Raw genomic sequence first — 22,876 nt, forward strand, 5'->3', positions numbered from 1 at the left:
TTAAAATCTAAGATACTTCTCATTATTTCGTAATCGTTCTCGCTTTGTCAAGAGTGTTCGCAGCCAAAACATCCCCTTAAATAGCTATTTAAGAAGACATTTTAGAAGGCAGATTCGTTTGCAGGTATTCCAGGGCATGACCTCCCAGCCATCCTTTGACTAGCTCCTCAGGGTAATGCTTCAGCAGCAGTTCTGCAAAAGCCGGATATTTCCCCGAGTGTTCCAATCCTTGCACATGGTGCTCGATACCGTCAAAATCAGAGCCAAACATCAAATGCCTTTCGCCCCCTAATGAACAAATATGCTCAATATGCGGTAGCAGATCCTCAGCAGTTACTGTATCCTGCTCTTTGAGAAACATGGTGACGAAGGTCAAACCAATCCGTCCGTTACGGGCGATCAGTGCACGAATCTGTTCATCCCGCAGATTACGAGGATGAGCACATCTCGCAAAGACATTCGAATGCGAGGCGATGGGCGGTAGAGTAGCCTCCTCCAGCACCTCCCAGAAGCCCTGTACGGACAGATGCGACACATCTAACAGCAGTCCCAGGTCATTACAGCGATTGACCAAATCGCGCCCCTTGCTAGTCAGCCCGCCACCTCTATGTTCCATAATGCCGTCAGCTGCCCAGTTCGCATAATTCCATGTCAGCCCAATCAATCGTATTCCCATGGCATAGCATAATTCTGCATAAAAAGGGTTCCCTTCCAGCGCATCTACCCCCTCCAGTGAGAGCAAAGCCCAAGGTGCCCATGTATGATCCGTCCCATTACCATCCAAATACGTTATCTTTTCCGTGCGCTTCTCTTCTCCTTCCCGCTTTACTTGCTCTTCCTGATGCACTGCGGACGCATTTTTCCACATTGCCAAGTCTTCCTTCCACAGCAATGGTCTCAACCCACCGGAGATAGAGGTAACATGCTGCCTGAACAGCTCAATTTGACGTACCACATGTTCAAATCTTGGTGTGCCTAATACCTGTGAAATATATATAGCAAACGTTTGCAACTGCACGTTACCTTCTAGCAAACGTTCTTTTGTGACATCAAGCGATGGATGACTGAAATCGATCTGCGCATCGAGCTGCATTTTACATAACACATCACAATGAAAGTCAACAACTGGCCAATTCACTTTTAGCTTATCATTCATGTATCTTACCTCCATTTATAGATTGAAGCACCACAAATTTATTTTAAAAATCATAGTAACAGACTCACAATGCAAAAAAGCCCGTTTACAAATCGTAAACAGGCTCAGGCAACTTACATTTATTATCTTGGCTCTACAATCAATTTGATCGCAGTCCGATCTTCTCCATCAATAACAATGTCTGTAAAAGCAGGAATACAAATCAAATCCACTCCGCTTGGTGCGACAAATCCCCGGGCAATGGCTACCGCTTTAATGGCTTGGTTTAGTGCACCCGCTCCAATCGCCTGTAATTCTGCATTTCCGCGTTCACGCAGTACTCCTGCGAGTGCGCCTGCAACTGAATTAGGATTGGATTTTGCTGATACTTTTAATACATCCATAGTAAGTACCTCCCCTGGGAATGATGATGGTTTGATTCCACTATTAGATGTTATTCGAGGGTCAGCAAAAAATTCCTGCTTTTTGGTGACAGTTTTCCTTATTCTTTCCTTAAGCAGCTTACAAAAAAGTTAATCCATCCGCCATTCATCTTCTTTGAGTCTGATTTTCTGAATTTTGCGGGCTTTTCCATCGTTATCATTCAGCTCTACGCTGATGGCATGGAAATGCCATTTGCCCATGTCCACTTGAAAACGCACCGGAAGCTGGGTCTGGAATTTCTGTAACACAGCCTCTTTCTGCATTCCAAGCACTCCCTCATAAGGACCTACCATTCCCGCATCTGTCTGATACGCAGTTCCTTGTGGCAAAATTGTATCGTCATTGCTCTGTACATGTGTGTGCGTACCTACCACGATTGAAGCACGTCCATCCAAATGCCAACCCATAGCGATTTTTTCCGAGGTTGCTTCGGCGTGAAAATCAACTAGGATATGTTTATGTTTTTTGCGCAACTCATCGACAATTTCATCTGCTGCACGGAATGGATCGTCAATAGCTGGCAAAAAGGTTCTACCTTGCAGATTAACAATAGCCAGCTCCTTACCTCCACCCTTTACAACGGTATAACCTCGGCCCGGTGTTCCTGGTGGAAAGTTAGCCGGGCGAATGATCCGTGGCTCATCATCTATAAAATCAAATATTTCCTTATTGTCCCAAGTATGATTTCCCATCGTAATCCCATGGACGCCCCAATCAAAAAACTCTCTGGCGATAGCAGGGGTTATGCCTCTTCCCGAAGCTGCATTTTCTCCGTTCACGATAATAACATGCGGATTGTATTTTGATTTGAGCGAAGGAAGATTTTCCCTCAGTGCCTTTCTGCCTACACTGCCGACGATGTCTCCAATAAATAATACGTTGATAGAAAGCCCTCCCTAGTCTGCCTTACATAAATGAAAAGTGGCCCTACAAACAGTGGCCACTTTTCATTGAAATGCTTTTATTTTGCGTATTCTACCGCACGGGTCTCGCGAATAACAGTAACTTTGATATGTCCCGGATAGTCCAGTTCATTCTCAATCGTTTTCGTAATATCGCGGGCCAGTCGGAATGCTTCCGCATCATCAATTTTCTCTGGCTGTACCATGACACGAACTTCGCGTCCGGCTTGAATCGCGTATGATTTTTCAACGCCTTCAAAAGATTCGGAGATGCGTTCCAGCTTCTCAAGACGACGGATGTACGTCTCTAGCGTTTCACGCCGCGCTCCCGGTCTTGCTGCTGATAGAGCATCTGCCGCCCCAACCAGCATGGCGATCACTGAAGTCGCTTCGCAGTCGCCGTGATGTGAAGCAATGCTGTTGATGACGACCGGGTGTTCCTTGTACTTCTTCGCCAGTTCCACGCCAATTTCAACGTGCGATCCTTCCACTTCGTGATCCAGCGCCTTCCCGATGTCATGCAGCAATCCTGCCCGTCTTGCCAGTACAACGTCTTCGCCCAGTTCCCCGGCCATTAGACCTGTCAAGTATGCAACTTCCATCGAGTGCTTTAATACGTTCTGTCCGTAACTCGTACGGAACTTAAGACGTCCCAAGATCTTGATCAAATCCGGATGTAAGCTATGCACGCCCACCTCAAAGGTGGCCTGCTCACCATATTCACGGATTCGTTCGTCCACCTCTTTACGGGATTTTTCCACCATCTCTTCAATACGAGCCGGATGTATCCGTCCGTCCGCTACGAGCTTTTCAAGCGCAGTACGCGCAATCTCTCTACGAATCGGATCAAATCCGGACAAAATAACAGCTTCCGGCGTATCATCAATAATGAGGTCAATTCCTGTAAGGGTTTCAAGTGCACGGATATTACGGCCTTCGCGCCCGATAATCCGGCCTTTCATTTCTTCGTTCGGCAATGTGACGACAGAAACCGTCGTTTCTGCTACATGATCTGCCGCACAGCGTTGGATGGCCAGTGTGATGATTTCACGAGACTTTTTGTCCGCTTCTTCTTTGGCCTGCTGTTCAATTTCTTTAATCATCTGAGCTGTTTCATGACGAACTTCCTGCTCTACGTTGGTCAGAATAATACTTCTTGCATCCTCCATCGTCAGATTGGAAATACGCTCCAACTCAGTTACCTGACTCTTGTAAATCAAATCAATTTGCTGCTGGGTTTCATCGATTCGTTTCTCTTTGTTGGCCACCTGTTCTTCTTTGCGTTCCAGCGATTCCAATTTTTTATCCAGCGATTCTTCTTTTTGCAGCAATCTTCGTTCCTGTCGTTGAATTTCATTGCGACGTTCACGAGTTTCTTTTTCAGCTTCGGCACGGATGCGGTGAATTTCATCTTTCGCTTCCAATACCGTTTCCTTCTTCAGCGCTTCTGCCTCTTTTTTCGCGTTCTCCACGATTTGCGCGGCAGCTTCTTCCGCACTGGAGATCTTAGCTTCTGCAATAGATTTGCGAATAAAATAACCAATCCCGAACCCAAAGAATAACGCGGCTACAGCAACGAGAACGAACCAGATCGCAGTCATCATACTGTTCACCTCCCCGTTGGTTCCTCCAAGGCATTCCTTGGGACTTTTTGCAATTGTCACATTTACTTTGATCGTCAAACTAAGATAACGACACAAGGTCGTTTCATTTCATATGCACATGCTTTCACATGTACAATTCCGCCTGGCATAGCGGCATCACTTGTTATTTGGCGATGAGAACTCACCGGTGGATTCCGCTTTTTTGGAAGGAAAAAGGGCGTTCCACAAGTATCGTTTCATATATATTTTATTATTTGACAAATGGCATTGTCAAGGGAATGCAAACATTAGTAGAGTACCATGCAGCTTTCCATGTAATAACTAGCTCATCCTATCCGTTCATACTAGCCCAAGGTTCAGCAGCCGTTTGGCAATTATTCCTCCCACTGCAACAATTCCTCGTCATCTGAAGCAGCGTCATGCTCGGCCGCAGTGAGATGATTGACCACTCGGCGTGTCATATCCCCCGAATATCCGCGTCTCATGAGAAAAGGGTAGGTTTTCCTTTTTTTCTCCATTATATCACCACGTACCTGATTCCATTTCTTACGTCCGATCGTCAAAGCACTCTCCCACTCCTCATTATCGGTGATTTCACCTAACGCTTCCCCAATAGAGGCTTTAGAGATGCCTTTCTGACGGAGTTCTTGCCTAACCCACATCTTCCCCTTACGTTGGCTAGTTATACGCTGCCTTGCCCATTGGCGGGCGTACAAATCATCATCCACGAGTTGCTCCCTTTCCAGTCGGACCATTACTTCGTCAATAACAGACTGATCCAGTTCTTTTTGCACCAAACGCTGGGCAATTTCCTGACGTGTGCGAGGCTTTCGCCCCAAATATCGAAGCGCGAGTACATAGGCCTGTTGCTTTTCATCTGCCAGAACAATATCTTCCAGTTCTTTTTTGACGAATGACGTTCCTTTGAACATATTGTACTTGATCATTACATCTTCTAATACAGACAATGAATACGGGCCAAAATGAATGATATAGCGTCCACGTTTGCGTCCCTGTCCCTGCTCTACCCTAGTAATCATCAATTCCTCATGATCCGGAAAAAGAGAAATCTCTTGTTGCTTATTTGCTTCCGCAGAATATTCATCTTCATCGTCCAACTGCAATATGTTTCCCTCACTTTGAAATTCACGAAAGCAGTCTTTGGACAACTGCTACGCAAAAGTTAGATTCCGCTGACAAAGCAGCTTTAATTGATGCAAAAATGCCCTGCACAACTGTGCAGGGCATCAGAATCATGCTATTCAACCGGATTGTGCCATAACCCTGGCTCCAGTTCACAAATCAGGATTCACCAAGCTTTATTCAAGCTCCAACAATTCCTGTTCTTCCTTGGCTTGCTGTGCCAACTCTTCTTCTGTAGGCGGAGCAACCGTCGTAATCAAATTGCTTGCCACCCGAATTTTTTGCTCGATCGTACTAGCAATGTTCGGATTTTCCTTCAAAAATTGCTTCGCATTCTCACGTCCCTGACCAAGGCGCTCACCTTCGTAGGAATACCAAGCTCCACTCTTGTCGACAATGTCATGCTCCGTACCGATATCGATCAAGCTACCTTCTTTGGAAATGCCCTCACCGTACATAATGTCCACTTCAGCCTGACGGAATGGAGGGGCAACTTTATTCTTCACGACTTTAATACGTGTGCGGTTACCCACAATGTCGTTACCCATTTTCAAACTTTCAATACGACGAACATCCAAACGTACCGTAGAGTAAAACTTCAAGGCACGTCCACCTGGTGTTGTTTCAGGGTTACCGAACATAACACCTACTTTTTCACGTAGCTGGTTAATAAAAATAGCAATAGTTTTCGATTTGTTAATGGCTCCAGACAGCTTACGCAATGCCTGCGACATCAGACGTGCTTGAAGACCGACATGGGAATCTCCCATTTCGCCTTCAATCTCTGCCTTCGGCACAAGTGCCGCTACGGAGTCAACAACTACAATGTCTACTGCTCCACTACGTACAAGGGCTTCGGCAATCTCAAGCGCCTGCTCTCCTGTATCTGGTTGCGATAGTAACAACTCATCAATATTGACACCCAGCTTGCTTGCATACGACGGATCAAGCGCATGCTCGGCGTCGATAAAGGCGGCTTGTCCGCCTGTTTTTTGCACCTCTGCGATAGCGTGAAGAGCTACTGTCGTTTTACCGGATGATTCCGGTCCGTATATTTCAATAACCCGGCCTCTTGGAAAGCCGCCCGTTCCTAACGCAATATCCAAAGCAATCGAACCACTGGGGATCGTTTCCACTTGCATGTGGGTAGACTCACCCAACTTCATAATGGAACCTTTACCAAATTGCTTTTCTATTTGACGGAGCGCCATATCCAGCGCAGCACGACGATCTGACAATAAACTCACATCCTTCATTGTTTGTACTTTAATAATACCTTGTTTTGACACGCTTGCCAAGCATTTTTTCGAACATACATTCGTTTTTTTATTCACACAGCTCTCTTCTGTAATTACACCTGTCTCTTAAAACAAAAAAAGAACCGCTGGCAAAAGGCTTTGCAACGGTTCTTCCGATAAGGTGATTATATCATGAATATCTATCTAAAACAACTCTACGACCCACACTGTACATAGATGATTAAGAGAGTTTCTCGTTCTCTACCAGCCTGCGCCACAATCTGTACAGAATCGCTTTGACTGATCGCAGTCGGATTGTTTCGCGGTTACCACTCAGTCTCAGTTCATGTACTTCCGTTTCCTTGTCGCGTTCAGCAATGCCAATATACACTAGACCGACTGGCTTACGTTCGGAATACCCAGGTCCGGCTACACCAGTAACTGAAAGTCCAAAATCGCTGTCCATGATCATTCTCGCCTGCTCTGCAAGCACAAGGGCCACTTCCTTACTCACTGCACCTGGCGCTTGATCCCCCTCTAAATAATCACAAGGCACGTTGAGTAATTTCATCTTCATTTCATTGGAATAGCACACGATGCCACCTTGAAACATAGTAGCACTGCCAGGTATAGAAGTGAGGTGTTCCATCAGCAGTCCACCTGTACAGCTTTCTGCCGCACTCACAGTGAGTCCGCGATTGGCCATTAGATCTACGATAACCTTCTCCAGCGTAACATCTTCGCTTGCATACATAAATTCCGAAAGACGCTGCTGAATTTCTACTTCCGTAGCCGTCAGCTTAATCAATGCTTCACTTTCGCTGGCCGCCTTGGTGGATATACGGATCGTGACTTCCCCTTCCTTGGCATAAGGAGCAATCGTGGGGTCTGTCTGGGATTGGATCAGATCTAACAAACGGGTTTCAAGAGCTGACTCACCAATCCCTGCAAATTTTAGCATTTTTGAATAAATTGGCATTTCCTCACCGCTCAATGCCTGCTGAAGCAACCAAGGTTTGGCCTGGTTTGCAAACATCGGTTTGAGTTCCTTAGGAGGTCCAGGCAAAACTACATAAAATTTACCATCCTGTGCAATTGCGTCGCCCACAGCTAGCCCTGTCTCATTTTCAAGCGGAGTAGCACCTTCAATAGAAAGCGCCTGCCGGCGGTTATTTTCGGTCATTTCTACCCCACGGTTACGAAAAAATTGATCTAGCTTGTCCATTGCAAGACGATCTATGTGCAATTTTCGCCCCAATACAGACGCTATCGCATCTTTCGTCAAATCATCCTGGGTCGGTCCCAGACCGCCAGAAAATAAAATAATATCCGCACGCTTCTGAGCAATTCTTATGGCTTCCTGAAGCCGATCTATGTTATCGCCAACCACAGTCTGAAAATATACATCGATTCCAATTGTAGCCAACTCTTGTGACAAATATTGAGCATTTGTATTCACTATTTGTCCGAGCAATAACTCTGTTCCTACCGCAATTATTTCAGCTTTCATCAATTCTTCCTCCTGTACTGCGAATATGATGGGAATTATATAAAGAAACAGCAATAAGTTTAGTCCCTATTGCTGTTTCCATAAAATTTATACTGTTAAACCTTGGAGGAGCTCAGCAAATGGATATTTTTCACGAAATAATCAATACCCGAATAAATGGTGATCAACACCGCTGCCCATATCGCTATTAAATCAAACGGTATACCAAGAAAAACAAACGGGAAATTATTAATGAGCAGCGCTACGATAGCAACAATCTGAATGATCGTCTTTAATTTGCCCCAATTGCTTGCAGCAACCACAGACCCATCCAGCAAGGCAATCTGACGCAGCCCCGTAACCGCAAACTCACGGCTAACAATCACAACAACAATCCACGAATCAATTTTCCCCATTTCTACCAAGGAAACCAAAATGGCGGTTACCAAAAGCTTATCAGCAAGGGGGTCCAACAGCTTGCCCAAATTGGTGACCATATTATTTTTACGTGCCAAATACCCGTCAAGACCGTCCGTGCTGGCTGCTACAAGGAAAATGATAGCCGCAATCAGCTGATTATACGGCAGCTTGAAAGCTCCGATCTCAATCGGTGGCGGATAAAAATCAAAGTCCACCAGCAAGGCCAGCATCATCACCGGGATAAGGCAAATCCGCGTTATTGTAATTCTGTTGGGTAAATTCACAACACACTCTCCCCTGATTATCGTACTTGATTACAAATGGCAGTTTTCGGATTAAATTCAACCCTATGTAAATCGCTTTCGGCGAGCGCTATACACCTGAATTGTCTGCATTTTCGTTACAAGTATAATATGGCGCAAAACGCATGTCAAAATAACCTGCCGCACATCAAGCAACGTTTTTCCTGCAAAATATATGAGGGAAAACGTCTTTATTTCATGTTTGTAAATTGAAGCTCCAATGGCAAATCAGCTTTACGTAGCAATTGAATGATCGCCTGTAAATCATCCCTGTTTTTCCCGGTCACCCGGATTTGATCACCTTGAATCTGACTTTTAACTTTTAGCTTGGAGTCCCGAATAAGAATGTTAATTTTCTTGGCATTATCCTGATCAATTCCCTGCTTCAGCGAAAGACGCTGACGCACTGAACCTAGAGAAGCGGGTTCCAATTTGCCATACTCCACATTTTTGAGGGACAGACCTCGTTTAGCCATTTTAGACTGCAAAATATCAATCACCGCATTCAGCTTGTATTCGTCTTCCGATGCAATCGTAAGAGCTTCTTTCTCAAGCTTGAGGCTACTTTTGCTATCCTTGAAATCAAATCGTGTTTCAATTTCACGCTCCGTCTGATGAACCGCATTTGTTAACTCCTGCATATCCATTTTGGAGACGATATCAAATGAATTTTCTGAAGCCATCGTTTCACTTTCCTTTCCACAACAAAGTTCAATATCTAATTATAGGCTAGTCATTTACAAAAATCCAATAATCGGTTGACTAAAAAGGCGTTCTTGCCAGTTTTCCTGACAAAAACGCCTTTATTTCATTTACGGTCAAAATATCTAATTATGGCTTCGTGTTGGAGTTCGGAACATATCCAAAAGTCCAAGCACAATGTGAGCAAGACCAAAGCCCAGTATGCCATAGCCCCATGCATTCGGTGTCAGATAATAGCCCAGTAAACTGACAATTATACCGAGCCCAGTCACAATCCAGCTGACGGTCATAACGTATACACCTCACTTTGCGGAAAATGAAATGACTGCCTTTCCAGGAATTACAGTCATTAGTATTTCCTCGCACCAAGGCGTTTATTCACCATTAGTAGTTGTAGAATCTGTACCACTTTGTGCTGAATCCGTACTGCTACCTGTCGTAGAATCTGCAGGTAAACCCGTCACCCCTGCACTCGTTCCGGTCGAAGAGGCTTCTCCTTGCTGTAACAGTACACGAGTAGTCGATTTATTATCTGTTATCGGTTGACCTGCTACGGAAATATCTGTGGCAGAAGACCGCCCTGATTTGATATATAAACCTTCTGGACCAATATCGAAAGACATGGCATCTCCACTTTTAGTCATACCATAACTCAGCTTTTCTCCACGGGAATTTTCTCCCTTGTACACTTCAAGCCAGCTTTCACCCGTAGCTTTAATATCAACCTTGGCTGTGGCTCCCGTTGCACTGGAAACTTTAAAAATCGTCGTCTTGCCTTGCTTGCCGTCCTGTGCCACAGTTACACCTTGTTGTGGAGTAGTCGTATCCGGCTGTTGTCCAGTATTTGGAGTAGTAGCATCCGTATTCCCCGTACCATTTGGCTGAGTTTGCCCGGTTTGCCCCGCACCAGGAGTCTGCCCACCAGCACCATTTGGAGCCGTCGTTTGACCATTGTTCGGCTGTGTCGTAGTGGTATCAGGAGTAGACGTGTTTGGTGTTGTACTCGGTGTTGTACTTGGTGTTGTACTTGGTGTTGTACTTGGTGTTGTACTTGGTGTAGTAATCGGTGTTGTGTTTTCTGCTGTTTTTGGAGTTGAATGGTTGTTGCTCACCCAATAAGCATAAATAACCCCAACAATGAGAACTAGAAAAAGCCACATTAACGCTGTAGGCAACCATTTAAGATTACCAATCGTGGCGGGACGGCTGGAGCGTTTCTGTGTAACAGGCTCCATGACTGCTTCCGGTTCAGGTTCAGGCACATTGCTTTGATGCCCTTCCAGAATCTCATCAGGATTCAACCCGACCGTTTCAGCGTATGTTTTAATAAAAGCTCTGACATAAAAGCTTCCCGGCAGCACTTTGTAATCGCCCGTCTCAATGGCTTCCAGATAACGTTTGCGTATCTTCGTCATTTCCTGAACATCGTCAAGGCTCAATCCTTTTTGCAGCCGGGCCTCCTTTAATTGCTGACCCAGTTCTGACATGTCATCATCTCCTTGTGTAATTACGCTTATTTAAAGATCTTCTGTATAACTGGCTGTAAAGGTATCATAAATAATTTCCTCAGCCGGATTATTGCGAAGTTCAATAATGATATTGAAATCGTCAAAGCTGTATCCCGACTCACGTACAAATACATCAGGATGCTCAATCACTTTAGTACTTGGCATGCTCATAATTTCCTGAAGCAGGTGATAATGTCTTTCATTTGACCGAATTGTACTCACAATACCATCAATAATAAACACATTGTTTGGGTTCATTTCTTCTTCAGAGAGCTGACTGCGTACCGTCTGTCGTAGTAGCGTCGAAGATACAAAAGTCCAACGCTTCATTGCGCATACACTACTGGCAATAATGGATTCCGTTTTGCCCACACGTGGCATCCCGCGAAGACCGATTACCTGATTGCCGTCCCTCTTTAATACTTCACCCAAAAAATCGACCAGCAACCCAAGCTCATCGCGTGTAAAGCGAAATGTTTTACGATCATCCGAATCCCGATCGATGTAACGGCCATGTCTTACTGCCAATATATCAACCAGTCTCGGAGCACGTAAGGCCGTGACTGTAATGTTGCTCGCTTTTTTTAACGTGTCTCCGAGAATACGTATCTTCTCATCATCGTCTGTTTCAAGCAACATCCCCCGTCTTTCACCTTCAACACCGTTGATCGTCAGTATATTAACCCCCAGAATACCAAGCATGGAAGCAATGTCTCCCAGCAGTCCGGGTCGATTTTTATGTATCTTGTACTCCATGTACCACTGTTTCGTTTCTTCCGTCACGTTAGCACCTCATTCACATTCAAACCGTCAACAACTCCAAATCAAAGCATTATTGTATCATAAAATAACATCTTTCGACAAAACCAATTATTGAAATTTGATAGGCTGCATTGTGTTGTAAGCCTCAATCACGTTTATGATATATAAATTACAATGGAATTACAAGAACAGCTCTGTAACCATTACAGAAAAGCCCCCAAAAGGGAGCTTTTCATGTTGGTTCTTACTTATGCGTTGCTCTTGGCCAATTTAACCATTAGCCGGGCGATGGTGTGACGCTCGTCCTCATCGGCAACTCCCCACAGTTCTTTCAATGCGCGGTTGGAGTGGTTGGCTGGATCGACCTTCTCATCCAGAAAATCACCGATTTCATAAGCAAGCTCTGAAATGGTATCTTGGCTGATTCCCAGCTTCTCCGCTTGCTCTACACGCTGACCGAGGAACTTTTTCCAAACATCAAAATTCTGAACAACTGTTGACATACTTAAATCCTCCTTAGATGATTCAGATTTAAAATCAACAGTTGTAATATGCTCTTCTCAGACGCTTACTATACTGGTGGATTCCTCCAAGCGCTATTTCCCTTAAGTCACCCATCCTCCGTTAGGACTTATGACCTGGCCATTAATATAACCTGACTCAGGAAGCGCAAGAAAATAAACCAGGGATGATATCTCATCAGGTCGAGCCAATCGTCCGGCAGGAATTTCTTCTTCCAAACTGGTAATTTCGCCTTCATCTAAATGATCCAGCATCGACGTATTCACTGCACCTGGAGCTACTGCATTCACTGTCACCCCGGAAGGTGCTACTTCTTGAGCCAGCGCTTTAGTGAAAGCGTTAATGCCTCCCTTCGTGGTGGAATACAACACCTCGCACGAAGCGCCACATATCCCCCACACGGAGGAAACATTCACAATGCGGCCATAGCGTTGGGAAATCATATGTGGCATAAAAACCTGCGTACACAGAAAGGTTCCCTTAACATTGACTGCCATCACTTCGTCCCATTCCTCTTCCGAAACATCTGTCAACAGCCCATAATGAGATAATCCGGCGTTGTTCACAAGAATATCCGGCTTCATCCCGTGATTATCCAGCTTTTCCCGCATGCGTTCGATCTGCTCCTTGCTCCGCAGATCCGCTGACACGGTCATAACCTTGCCCGAATAAGCCATGCAACGACGGGCAACTTCATTTGCTTTTTCATGGGACTTCATGTAGTGAATGACCACATTCATCCCTACAGCTGCAAAACGCTCAGCAATAGCCGCACCAATTCCGCCACTCGCTCCTGTAATCAGCACAGTTGTATCGCCAATCGCTTTTAATTCTCCGCCCTCAGTGGTCATCGTTTCCCTCTCCCTGGACATTACGGACTCACCACTAGTGATATTGCGAGTTGATCCCACTGGATATGATCTTTCAGACGGCGATTTACATCCTCAAGCGTAATACTTTCATAAACCGGAAGCAGTTGGAAAAAATCACTGCCCCGGAAGCGATGTCTTGTAAATTCATGCGCAATATTTTCTGGTGAATTGAGTGTACGCAGATAACCACCGATTTTCTTTTTGCGTGCCCGTTCAAAATGTTCTGCTGCGAAGCCCTGCTTCTGGATGGACTCCACCTCTTCACGTATTCTCGCCAACAGCCGATCCGGGTCTTTGGTATCTCCACCGATTGCGGAAAATGCATATTGCTGCGTACTATTGTACTCATGGCCAAAACTGTCCGAAATCAGATCCTCATCGTAGAGCTTTTGATACAGTTGTGTACTGGAACCAAATAGGAGATCAAGCATCAGCTTGGTTTCCAGATCATGACGAAGCAATTCTTCACCCGTTAAACCTACTTCTGCCTCCTTGAATCCAAACAGTAGCTTTGGCAGAGAAACGGCCAGCTTCACCTCACGACGTGGTTCTGCAACTGTAGTGGGTTCATCGTCGAAAATCCGCTCAATCTCTCCCTGCGGCTTATAGTCCTTTTTGGCCTGATTGTTACGTACCAGCTCTATTACTTCAGCTGGATCCACTCCTCCCACTACAAAAAGAATCATATTGCTTGGGTGGTAGAAAGCTTCATAGCAACTGTACAGCGTTTCCTTTGTAATCGTACTGATGGATTGAATCGTACCTGCGATATCAATATGCACCGGATGGACCTTGTACAACGCCTCGATCAGACCAAAGTAACTCCGCCAATCGGGGTTATCTTCATACATATTGATTTCCTGGCCAATAATGCCTTTTTCCTTCTCTACATTTTCATCTGTAAAGTAAGGATGTTGAACAAAATTGACCAGCGTGGTCAAATTTTCTTGAATACGCTCAGTTGCCGAAAACAGATATACGGTTTGATCAAAGCTCGTAAATGCGTTCGCCGATGCACCATTAGAGGAAAAGGTAGCAAAAATATCTCCTTCAGGCTCTTCAAACATTTTATGCTCCAAAAAATGGGCTATGCCATCCGGCACCTTTACGGGCTGTTGACCTTCTACGCGGAAATGATTATCAACCGAGCCGTATTTAGTCGCAAATGTGGCGTACGTCTTCTGAAAACCCGGTTTGGGCAACACATAAACGTGTAAGCCGTTATCCATTACTTCATAGTACAGCGTTTCCTGCAAATGCTCATAAGGTATATGCTCCACCGTTATTCCCCTTTCTGGTCTCTCAAGAAATAAATAGTGTCCAGTCGGAACGTCCGGGCGGCATCCTGAACATCCTGCACCTTGACTGCCTCCACCTGACTCAGCAGCTCATCTACCGTCCGCTCTTTACCGGAAAGCTGTCTGTTAAAATCATAGGCGATCATCTCAAAAGCGGAATCCTGCATCTCCTTCAGCAAGTTGCGAATCATCGCCTGCGTTTGGGTCATTTCCAGCTCAGTAATCGCTCCGTTTTGCGTATCTTCCAGTTGCTTGCGGATAATAGTAACCGCTTTTTCATAATTAGGAATTTCAATACCAGATTGAATCGTACCAATCCCTTTATGCCCGTCATATCGCGATGAAGCGTAATACGCCAAACTTTCCTTTTCCCTTACATTAACGAACAGCTTTGAATGCGGATACCCGCCCAGAATGCCATTGTACATCAGAGCGGATGCATAGCGATCGTCACCATACGTAATAGGGGTCCGCAATCCCATGTTGAGCTTGCCCTGGTTCACATCAAGACGCTCTACAACAGTTTGAACATCACGCTCTACCGACTTGGGCTGTTCCGGAACATACCCTGCTTCCGCTGAACGGTTCAATTGAAAATAGCGATCAACAAACTTCTCAACTTCTTCTAGCGTCGTATCTCCCACAACGTATAAATCCATGCTGGCATGATTCAGCCATTCTCCATAAGCCTCATACAAGCTCTGTGCATCTATACTGTCCAGATCAGATCGTTGACCAAGAGGGTGCAGACGATAAGGCTCATCTTTGCACATTTCCTCCATGCAGCGCTCACCAGCATAACGTATTTTATCGTTAACTATAGATTCCAGCTTCTTGCGCACATTTTCTCGTTCCTGCTGAACGTATCCAGTTTGAAATGCATCATTTTCCAATGCAGGCTTCGTCAGCACTTCTCCAAGGAAAGCAAACGAACGATCCAGCAAACTATCCGGACTGTTTACAAAGCTGTCATTAATCGTATCCATGCGAAATTGCACGATCTGATAATCTCCACGTTTATACACATCGAATCCGAAACCTGCGCCATACAATTGCTCTAACTGTTCTCTGAATTGTGTAGTCTGCGGATACGATTCTGTACCCCGGCGCAGAACGAAAGGTACCAGCCCCACTCGAGTTACGGTTTCCTCCCGTAGCGGAGTGCCTACATACAATGATATAGCAAACGTCTTAAAGCGCTTGGTTGGCAGTACATGAATCCTCAGTTGTCTGCGTGTGCCACGCTCGAAACCTGTTTTGTTCAAGTCCAAAACTCCTTTGTGACGTCAATTGGCGTCTAGCCTTTGATTAGCATTAGCTGCTGTAAATCGTCCTCCTGTAAAGAGGTAAAGTGTACCAATCTTTATTCTAACCATGCAAAAGCCAAGAAGCAACCGGAGACAAGCTCCCGGCTGCTTCGGCGTTTTACATGCAAAAAATATGTTCCCCGATGGTTTTCACCTGCGGACGGGTCCAAATCCATTTGGAGGTGGCTGTTTTTGGGTTAAAATAATAGAGACATCCTCCGCTTGGGTCCCAGCCGTTCAGCGCCTGTCGTACTGCCTTCTGTGCAGTTTCATTCGGCGTAAGCCAGATTTGTCCGTCTGCTACAGCTGTAAAGGCCCCCGGCTGGAAAACCACCCCAGATGGTGTATTTGGAAAACTAGGTGACTTAACCCTGTTCAAAATAACCGCTGCCACGGCAACCTGCCCTTCAAAGGGCTCGCCACGGGATTCACCGTAGACCGCATTAGCCAAAATCTTAAGATCGTTTGCAGATAGTCCCATGGTGTTGGCCGATCCCATCGTTTCATCTTTTTGATCCGCTTTATCATTATTGTCCGCTGTGTGTCCCTGAGCGGAACCTTGATTGTTACGATGCATAGGAGTCTCCGTTGGCTTCCAGTTAGGGGTAGCATTCACCAGCTTTAATTTCGTCTTTGCTCCGACCACTCCATCGGGACGGATACCAAATTCCTTTTGAAAACCTTTAACAGCTTTTAGTGTACTGCTGCCAAAATGGCTGTCCACTTTCCCGCCAAAAAAGCCCAGCAACTTCAAACGTGATTGCAACTCATATACATCCTGACCGTAAGATCCAAAATCAACCGCTCCCGAGCTGAATGTCGGCTCGGATGGTTGCGCCGCTTGTACTTTCTGCTGTGTGTTGAGCGACTCTGTTTGCTGCTGTGCAGAGTCATTTTTAAAAAGTCCTGTGTACGTAATAGCCGAGGCTGCGAGGATACCCGTGCAAATCCAGACCATTGTCTTTTTCATATGCTGCGCTCTACCTTTCTTTTGTGGGATTAACAGGATGGCTACGTTTATTATGACAAGCTCCGCTTAAAGCTATTCACCCTTTTAATCTTCTTTCAGCAGGTAGTCGCCACACCTCAAAAAAACATCACAAAAAAACGCTGTTTGTACACTTGGAGTTGTCATTTTAGAACAACTACCTTGCGAACGAACAGCGTTTTAATGTAGTGCTGGGTAGAGATAATGCTTAGGAACTAACTTTATTTTGCTGATATTGCTCCATTGAGATAAGAACCTCACGGGGCTTGCTGCCCTCGTAAGGGCCGATGACTCCGCGAGCTTCCATGGAGTCAATCAGTCGAGCAGCACGTGTATAACCGATCCGCATACGGCGCTGAAGGAGCGAAACGGAAGCTTGTTTAGCCTCTAAAATGATGTTGACAGCCTGATCGTACAGCTCATCCAGCATTTCATCTGCATCAGCCGATACCTCTTCCACCTCCGGCACTAGCGTCTCATCATACTGCGCTTCACCCTGTTCACGTACGTAGTTAACAATATTTTCGACTTCTTGATCGCTCATGAACGCTCCCTGAACGCGGACTGGTTTAGAAGCACCCATTGGCATGAAAAGCATATCACCACGTCCGAGCAGCTTCTCGGCTCCACCCATATCCAATATGGTACGGGAATCTACCTGCGAGGAAACGCCGAAGGCAATACGTGAAGGAATATTAGCTTTAATTACCCCGGTAATTACATCAACCGAAGGTCTTTGCGTTGCAATGATAAGGTGGATGCCTGCTGCGCGCGCCATTTGGGCAAGTCGTGCAATCGCATCCTCCACATCTCCCGCAGCTACCATCATTAAATCTGCCAACTCGTCCACAATAACGACGATGTAAGGCAGAAATGCATCCGGGTTATCTTTCATCAAATTATTGTATCCCTCAATATTACGGGTTCCTGATTTGGAAAATAACTCATACCTTTTTTCCATTTCGACTACAATTTTCTTCAATGCAAGTGAGGCACGCTTTGGATCAGTCACGACCGGAGCCAACAAATGCGGGATTCCGTTGTACACGTTCAACTCCACCATTTTAGGATCGACCATCAAAAATTTGACCTCATCCGGCTTTGCTTTGTACAAAATACTCGTGATGATCCCATTGATACACACTGATTTACCCGAACCTGTTGCCCCAGCTACAAGAAGATGGGGCATCTTGGCCAAATTACCGACAATCGTCTGTCCTGCAATATCACGTCCGAATGCAATAGACAAGCTGGAAGCTGACTCCTGGAAAACGGTTGTCTCCATTACCTCACGCATCGTTACAATGGAAACTTCATTATTCGGAACCTCAATTCCGATAGCAGATTTGCCAGGAATCGGAGCCTCCATACGGATATCTTTGGCAGCAAGTGCAAGCGCAATGTCATCCGTCAGACTCACAATACGGCTGACCTTCACTCCAATGTCCGGCTGAATTTCATAACGTGTTACGGCAGGGCCACGGACAACCTCCAGCACCTTCGCCCGCACACCGAAGCTTTCCAGCGTTGCTTCCAGTTTGCGTGCCGTTTGCATATAATCCTTTTGTCCCATACCTTTGCCTGCATTTTGTGGTTTAGCAAGCAAACGAAACGATGGTAGCTTGTACGGTTTAGGCGGCGGCGGAGCCGGGATAGCTGTATGGGTACCTTCAACCTCTTCGCCTGCCACCCCAGTTGCAATCGTCTGAGCTTGTCCCTGAGCACCTTCTAATGTCCCCTGAATCGTAGTCGAATCATCCATATCCTTATTCGCATTGGCACCCATAAAGTCATCATCCAGGGGTTCGTCAATAATGGAAGTCGTCTGCTCTGCCCCTGTCAGGGACTCTCCAAATTCAGCTTCCGTTCTTCTTTCCTCATGCTTTACTTGTTCGAAGAAATCCCTAATAATCGGCGACCTTTTTACCGGAATTGCAGCTTCCTGCTCAGCGTGTTCGACTACGTCAGACAGCTCTTCACTCTGGTTGCCATTTCTCCACTGGGCCTGCGCGTCCTCAGCTTCATATGGAAAATCATGCTCATCCTCATCGACGGAATGCTCTTCCTTGTCCGCTTTATCTGAATTCTTAAGACCAAACAACTGAAAGAAAATCGGTTGTTTGCGTGCAGGAGGCTGCATTTCGTCAAAGTCATCATCCATGTCTTCCTCATAGGCAGGAATCGGCTCAGACTTGATCTTTCTATTTCCATTACCTTTGCTAGATGCCGAAAGCGGAGTAGCTTTACCAGTCCACTTTTTGCGCACACTTCCCCCAGCTGCTAGCAGCTTGGTCTTTACAATCCGCACCAAATCCACATAGGACAGTTGAGTCATCAGCATGAAACAAATGACGAACATAACAATCATGATCAGTTTAGCTCCCGTGAGACCAAACAGCCACAACAGAACAGTAAGCTGCAACGCGCCTACGTAACCCCCGCTGATATCCTTGTTCAGCATTGAGGAATGGCCCTGCTGATCAGGCGACAGCAACTGCTCGCGCATATCTATATGTATCTGGGTCATCACTCCGCCCGGCTGAAGCGCGTTGATCGGCCCCAAACGCTGCTCCATAGATGAAATAGAACTCATAAGTGTAAAGGCAAATACCAACAGGAGCAAACCCGTTTTACGCGAGTTCCACTGGTTCGGCCACTTGCGGTGAATCATCACCATCAGACCATAATAAATGCCAATCAGAGGGATAACAAAATAGAATTTCCCCAATACGAGCCCAAACATCTTGGATAGCGACCGACCAACTGCCGCTTCACCCGATAACGCAATGACCGCTAATGTAATCAGCACAATGCCGTAAATTTCAAATTTTAGAACTCCGCCAAATGCGGCTTTCTTTTTTCTTTTTCTTCTTCTGGACATACAAGGTCACCCCCCAGAAGAATATTATACCACGTCACCCGGTATCCGCACATATGTTCTTTTTCAGCAGTAAATGACCGATTTCTATACTATTCGACACCTTTTACGACCATTCGATGACTTGACCGGGTCCATAACGCGGATTCAGGTAGGCTTCCAGCGGGCAGTCCAACAACCGTACAATGATCCCCCGACGACTTTCAAGCGGCTGTACCTGCATAAGTAGACCGTCTACTCGAACCTCTGCAAGCTCCTCAGCCTCTTTCCACATCCCTTGCCACACCATTTCCATTGGCATTACAGTATATAATGTCATTGAGATAGCTCCCCGCTATGCTCCCCTGACAGTGTCTCTGTAGGAGTTCCTGTGGCACTGGGAATAAAAGGAGCATACGGAGCCTGCTGTTGGATCCCAGCGTTCCCGTTTTGCTGACGCCGCGTTTCAATAATGGTGTTCAGCTGTTTTAAAGCCTCTCCGATCCCTCCAACCGCGTCCATCAATCCATACTTCACTGCATCGGCTCCCCCAACCGCTGTACCAATATCGCGGTTTAACTCACCGGTTTTAAACATCAATTCCTTAAACTGCTCTTCTGTAATACGAGAATGAGAAACGACAAAGCGTACGACACGTTCCTGCATTTTTTCCATATATTCAAAAGTCTGTGGGACTCCAATGACCAGGCCGCTCATACGAATAGGATGAATGGTCATCGTCGCACTCTCCGCAATGTAGGAATAAGTGGAAGACACAGCAATCGGCACACCGATGCTATGCCCCCCGCCTATCACAATGGTCACCGTTGGTTTACTCATCGATGCGATCATTTCAGCAATAGCCAGTCCTGCCTCTACATCACCACCAACTGTATTCAGCAAAATCATTAATCCTTCGATACGAGGATTTTGTTCTGCCGCTACCAGTTGGGGAATAATGTGCTCATATTTTGTCGTTTTGTTTTGAGGCGGTAAAATGAGATGCCCTTCAATCTGACCGATAATCGTCATGCAAAAAATATTGGACTCGCCTCCAGGCATGGAGGTTTGACCCAGTTGCTGCAAAGCCTCCATAGCAGGTAACGCGGGTCTTTGCCCAATTTCTGGTTGATCTGGCGTTTCCGTTTCCTCGTTGCCAGATGATAGATTGCTGTATTGTTCCATATGGGTGATCTTCCTTTCGCTTTACGCATCTATATGACCCGTAGTCACCCTATAGTATGGGATGTAAATGGAATATTTTATACCTACCCCCATGCTTTTCCTTACCCCGAAAAATCAAAAAAGCCTCTCCTTCCGCGGAAACCGTCCAATATTTCCTGCGGGAAGAGAGGCGACTGTGTGCCTGTGACTTAAGTTTTTAATTCAGGTTTTTGAACAAATTTCAATTGAATCACACTTCCATTATAATTGGCAGGATCATCGGTCTGCGACGAGTTTGCTCATACAAGAAGCGACCCAGTGCATCCTTGACATTTGTCTTGAGGGAAGCCCATTCATTTACATTTTCACTCATGAGCTTATGCAGTGTACTTGAGACAATACGATTCGCTTCATCAAGCAAACCTTCCGATTCACGGACATAAACGAAACCGCGGGAAATGATATCTGGACCCGATTTAATCGTTCCGTCTTGCTTGCTCAGCGTGACAACCACCACCAAAATACCGTCCTGTGACAGCAATTTACGGTCGCGCAATACGATATTTCCTACATCCCCTACGCCTAGTCCATCGATCAGTACGTTACCTGCTGTAACTTTACCAGCTCTGCGTGCTCCGCCATTCTGAATTTCAATGACTTCACCGATATCCGTGATGAAAATATTTTCAGGCTCAATACCTACGCCTTCAGCAAGAAGGGCGTGACGACGTTGCATTCTGAACTCACCATGAATTGGCAAGAAGAACTTTGGTTTCATCAGATTCAGCATCAGCTTAAGTTCTTCCTGGCTTCCGTGTCCAGAAACGTGAATACCTGGATTAGCTGCGCTGTAATATACATTGGCACCCAGACGGAACAGTTCATCAATTGTGCGTCCAACGTATTTTTCATTACCCGGTACCGGAGTAGCTGCAATGATGACTGAATCCCCTGGAAGAATGTCAACCTTTCGATGTGTGGAACGAGCCATTCTTGTCAAAGCGGACATCGGTTCGCCCTGACTGCCTGTGCAGAGAATAACTACACGGTCCGCTGACATTTTGCCAACTTCTTCAGGCTCAATCAGCATTCCATCCGGAATTTCCAAATAGCCCAAGTCCGAAGCAATGCCTACGACATTAACCATGCTTCGACCAATAACTGTTACTTTACGTCCCGTTGCTTCAGCAGCATTAATTACCTGCTGAATACGATGTACGTTAGAAGCAAAAGTGGCTACGACCACACGCTGTCTCGACTTGCGGAAAATGTCTTCCAGCACAATACCAACGCTCTTTTCCGAAGGTGTAAAGCCCGGTTTCTCGGCATTCGTACTGTCTGACAAAAGAGCCAGTACGCCACGTGTGCCAATTTCAGCCATACGCTGCAAATCTGCATATTGTCCGTTCACCGGAGTATGGTCAAATTTGAAGTCACCTGTATGAACAACAGCGCCTTCAGGAGTATCAATACATACACCTACAGAATCCGGAATACTATGGTTGGTTCTGAAGAAGGTTGCTTTTAGTGTGGAACCCAGCTTGATTTCGGAATCAGCATTGATCAAAATACGTTTGGTTTCACCAAGCAGATTCGCTTCCTTCAGCTTGTTTTCCACCAATCCCAGCGTCAATTTGGTACCATATACTGGTACATTCAAATGTTTCAACACGTAAGGCAAACCGCCGATATGGTCCTCGTGACCATGAGTCAGCACAATGCCTCTTACTTTGTCGCGGTTCTCTGTAAGGTAGGAAATATCAGGAATAACGATATCAATGCCCAGCATGTCCTCTTCCGGGAATTTCAGACCGGAATCCACCACGACAATGTCATTGCCGTATTGAACGACATACATATTTTTCCCGATTTCACCGACGCCGCCCAAAGCGAAAATCATCAATTTATCGTTGTTTGTTTTTTTAGACAAATGAATCTAAACCTCCTATGGTAGTTGGACGTCGTACCTTGATTTGTTATTTAATTTTCAAAAAAATACCGCACCCAGTCACTTGACCCCATTATACATGATTAAAATACGAAAAAACAAGTCATCCTGTTCGTTACGCTAGGTTTCCCATTGCCGTCTCAAACCATTAGTATCTGTCATTTTATCTATATGCATGGTTAAAAGCACAGCAAAAAGGACGTCCTATAAGAACGTCCTTCATGCTGGAGGACCTTGTCAGACAATAAACTCTATCGGTTTTGTACCTACC

At 45.7% G+C, this 22,876-nt stretch carries 21 protein-coding genes; all 21 read right to left on the reverse strand.

The genetic code is table 11. The features are described 5' to 3' along the window. Nucleotides 1-88 precede the first annotated feature (88 nt). The gene (locus ACEN8J_RS12150; protein WP_495594532.1) at nucleotides 89-1,156 is read right to left on the reverse strand and encodes a dipeptidase; all 1,068 of its coding nucleotides are present in this window, start codon (nucleotides 1,154-1,156) and stop codon (nucleotides 89-91) included. Between the two features lie 122 nt (nucleotides 1,157-1,278). Beyond that, nucleotides 1,279-1,539, reverse strand: a complete 261-nt coding sequence (locus ACEN8J_RS12155; protein WP_007430104.1) for a stage V sporulation protein S — start codon at nucleotides 1,537-1,539, stop codon at nucleotides 1,279-1,281. 129 nt (nucleotides 1,540-1,668) lie between these two features. Then, nucleotides 1,669-2,463, reverse strand: a complete 795-nt coding sequence (locus tag ACEN8J_RS12160) for a TIGR00282 family metallophosphoesterase (protein ID WP_013309959.1) — start codon at nucleotides 2,461-2,463, stop codon at nucleotides 1,669-1,671. Between the two features lie 77 nt (nucleotides 2,464-2,540). Then, nucleotides 2,541-4,085, reverse strand: coding sequence for a ribonuclease Y (gene rny / locus ACEN8J_RS12165; RefSeq protein ID WP_013309958.1), 1,545 nt, complete (start codon nucleotides 4,083-4,085; stop codon nucleotides 2,541-2,543). 374 nt (nucleotides 4,086-4,459) lie between these two features. After that, nucleotides 4,460-5,209, reverse strand: coding sequence for a regulatory protein RecX (locus tag ACEN8J_RS12170; RefSeq protein WP_069011415.1), 750 nt, complete (start codon nucleotides 5,207-5,209; stop codon nucleotides 4,460-4,462). A 195-nt stretch (nucleotides 5,210-5,404) separates the two neighbouring features. Continuing rightward, entirely contained in the window at nucleotides 5,405-6,466 is a 1,062-nt protein-coding gene (gene recA / locus ACEN8J_RS12175) for a recombinase RecA (protein ID WP_023988239.1), read from the reverse strand. Between the two features lie 241 nt (nucleotides 6,467-6,707). Beyond that, entirely contained in the window at nucleotides 6,708-7,976 is a 1,269-nt protein-coding gene (locus tag ACEN8J_RS12180; protein ID WP_029517041.1) for a competence/damage-inducible protein A, read from the reverse strand. A gap of 95 nt (nucleotides 7,977-8,071) precedes the next feature. Then, nucleotides 8,072-8,659: a CDP-diacylglycerol--glycerol-3-phosphate 3-phosphatidyltransferase gene (gene pgsA, locus ACEN8J_RS12185; RefSeq protein ID WP_013309954.1), complete on the reverse strand. Its 588-nt coding sequence runs from the start codon at nucleotides 8,657-8,659 to the stop codon at nucleotides 8,072-8,074. A gap of 209 nt (nucleotides 8,660-8,868) precedes the next feature. Then, complete coding sequence (locus ACEN8J_RS12190) at nucleotides 8,869-9,360, reverse strand: YajQ family cyclic di-GMP-binding protein (protein WP_013309953.1); 492 nt, start codon at nucleotides 9,358-9,360, stop codon at nucleotides 8,869-8,871. A 144-nt stretch (nucleotides 9,361-9,504) separates the two neighbouring features. Beyond that, nucleotides 9,505-9,669 (reverse strand): hypothetical protein, encoded by a 165-nt coding sequence (locus ACEN8J_RS12195; protein WP_023988236.1) that lies wholly within the window; start codon nucleotides 9,667-9,669, stop codon nucleotides 9,505-9,507. Nucleotides 9,670-9,753: 84 nt separating this feature from the next. Further along, nucleotides 9,754-10,866, reverse strand: coding sequence for a helix-turn-helix domain-containing protein (locus ACEN8J_RS12200; protein ID WP_495594533.1), 1,113 nt, complete (start codon nucleotides 10,864-10,866; stop codon nucleotides 9,754-9,756). A gap of 30 nt (nucleotides 10,867-10,896) precedes the next feature. Further along, nucleotides 10,897-11,670 (reverse strand): DUF3388 domain-containing protein, encoded by a 774-nt coding sequence (locus tag ACEN8J_RS12205; protein WP_013370747.1) that lies wholly within the window; start codon nucleotides 11,668-11,670, stop codon nucleotides 10,897-10,899. Between the two features lie 227 nt (nucleotides 11,671-11,897). Then, nucleotides 11,898-12,152, reverse strand: a complete 255-nt coding sequence (locus ACEN8J_RS12210; RefSeq protein ID WP_013309950.1) for a DUF3243 domain-containing protein — start codon at nucleotides 12,150-12,152, stop codon at nucleotides 11,898-11,900. Between the two features lie 102 nt (nucleotides 12,153-12,254). Beyond that, on the reverse strand, nucleotides 12,255-13,022 hold the full coding sequence (gene ymfI, locus ACEN8J_RS12215; protein WP_029517039.1) for an elongation factor P 5-aminopentanone reductase: 768 nt from the start codon (nucleotides 13,020-13,022) through the stop codon (nucleotides 12,255-12,257). Between the two features lie 20 nt (nucleotides 13,023-13,042). Next, nucleotides 13,043-14,323, reverse strand: a complete 1,281-nt coding sequence (gene yfmH, locus ACEN8J_RS12220) for an EF-P 5-aminopentanol modification-associated protein YfmH (RefSeq protein WP_165147547.1) — start codon at nucleotides 14,321-14,323, stop codon at nucleotides 13,043-13,045. 2 nt (nucleotides 14,324-14,325) lie between these two features. After that, entirely contained in the window at nucleotides 14,326-15,606 is a 1,281-nt protein-coding gene (gene yfmF / locus ACEN8J_RS12225) for an EF-P 5-aminopentanol modification-associated protein YfmF (RefSeq protein WP_029517037.1), read from the reverse strand. A 160-nt stretch (nucleotides 15,607-15,766) separates the two neighbouring features. Next, the gene (sleB, locus tag ACEN8J_RS12230) at nucleotides 15,767-16,618 is read right to left on the reverse strand and encodes a spore cortex-lytic enzyme (protein WP_342425964.1); all 852 of its coding nucleotides are present in this window, start codon (nucleotides 16,616-16,618) and stop codon (nucleotides 15,767-15,769) included. A 226-nt stretch (nucleotides 16,619-16,844) separates the two neighbouring features. After that, nucleotides 16,845-19,517: an FtsK/SpoIIIE family DNA translocase gene (locus ACEN8J_RS12235; RefSeq protein ID WP_449292717.1), complete on the reverse strand. Its 2,673-nt coding sequence runs from the start codon at nucleotides 19,515-19,517 to the stop codon at nucleotides 16,845-16,847. A 103-nt stretch (nucleotides 19,518-19,620) separates the two neighbouring features. After that, the gene (locus ACEN8J_RS12240; RefSeq protein WP_023988229.1) at nucleotides 19,621-19,833 is read right to left on the reverse strand and encodes a YlzJ-like family protein; all 213 of its coding nucleotides are present in this window, start codon (nucleotides 19,831-19,833) and stop codon (nucleotides 19,621-19,623) included. Beyond that, a complete protein-coding gene (locus ACEN8J_RS12245; protein WP_029517034.1) occupies nucleotides 19,830-20,678 on the reverse strand; it encodes a ClpP family protease in 849 nt (282 codons plus the stop codon). The genes ACEN8J_RS12240 and ACEN8J_RS12245 overlap by 4 nt, the downstream gene beginning before the upstream one ends. Nucleotides 20,679-20,907: 229 nt before the next feature. After that, nucleotides 20,908-22,587 carry a ribonuclease J gene (locus ACEN8J_RS12250; RefSeq protein WP_013309942.1) on the reverse strand — a complete coding sequence of 560 codons (1,680 nt, stop codon included), beginning with the start codon at nucleotides 22,585-22,587 and terminating at the stop codon, nucleotides 20,908-20,910. Nucleotides 22,588-22,876 lie beyond the last annotated feature (289 nt).

The organism is Paenibacillus sp. Paensp38, assembly GCF_059491915.1.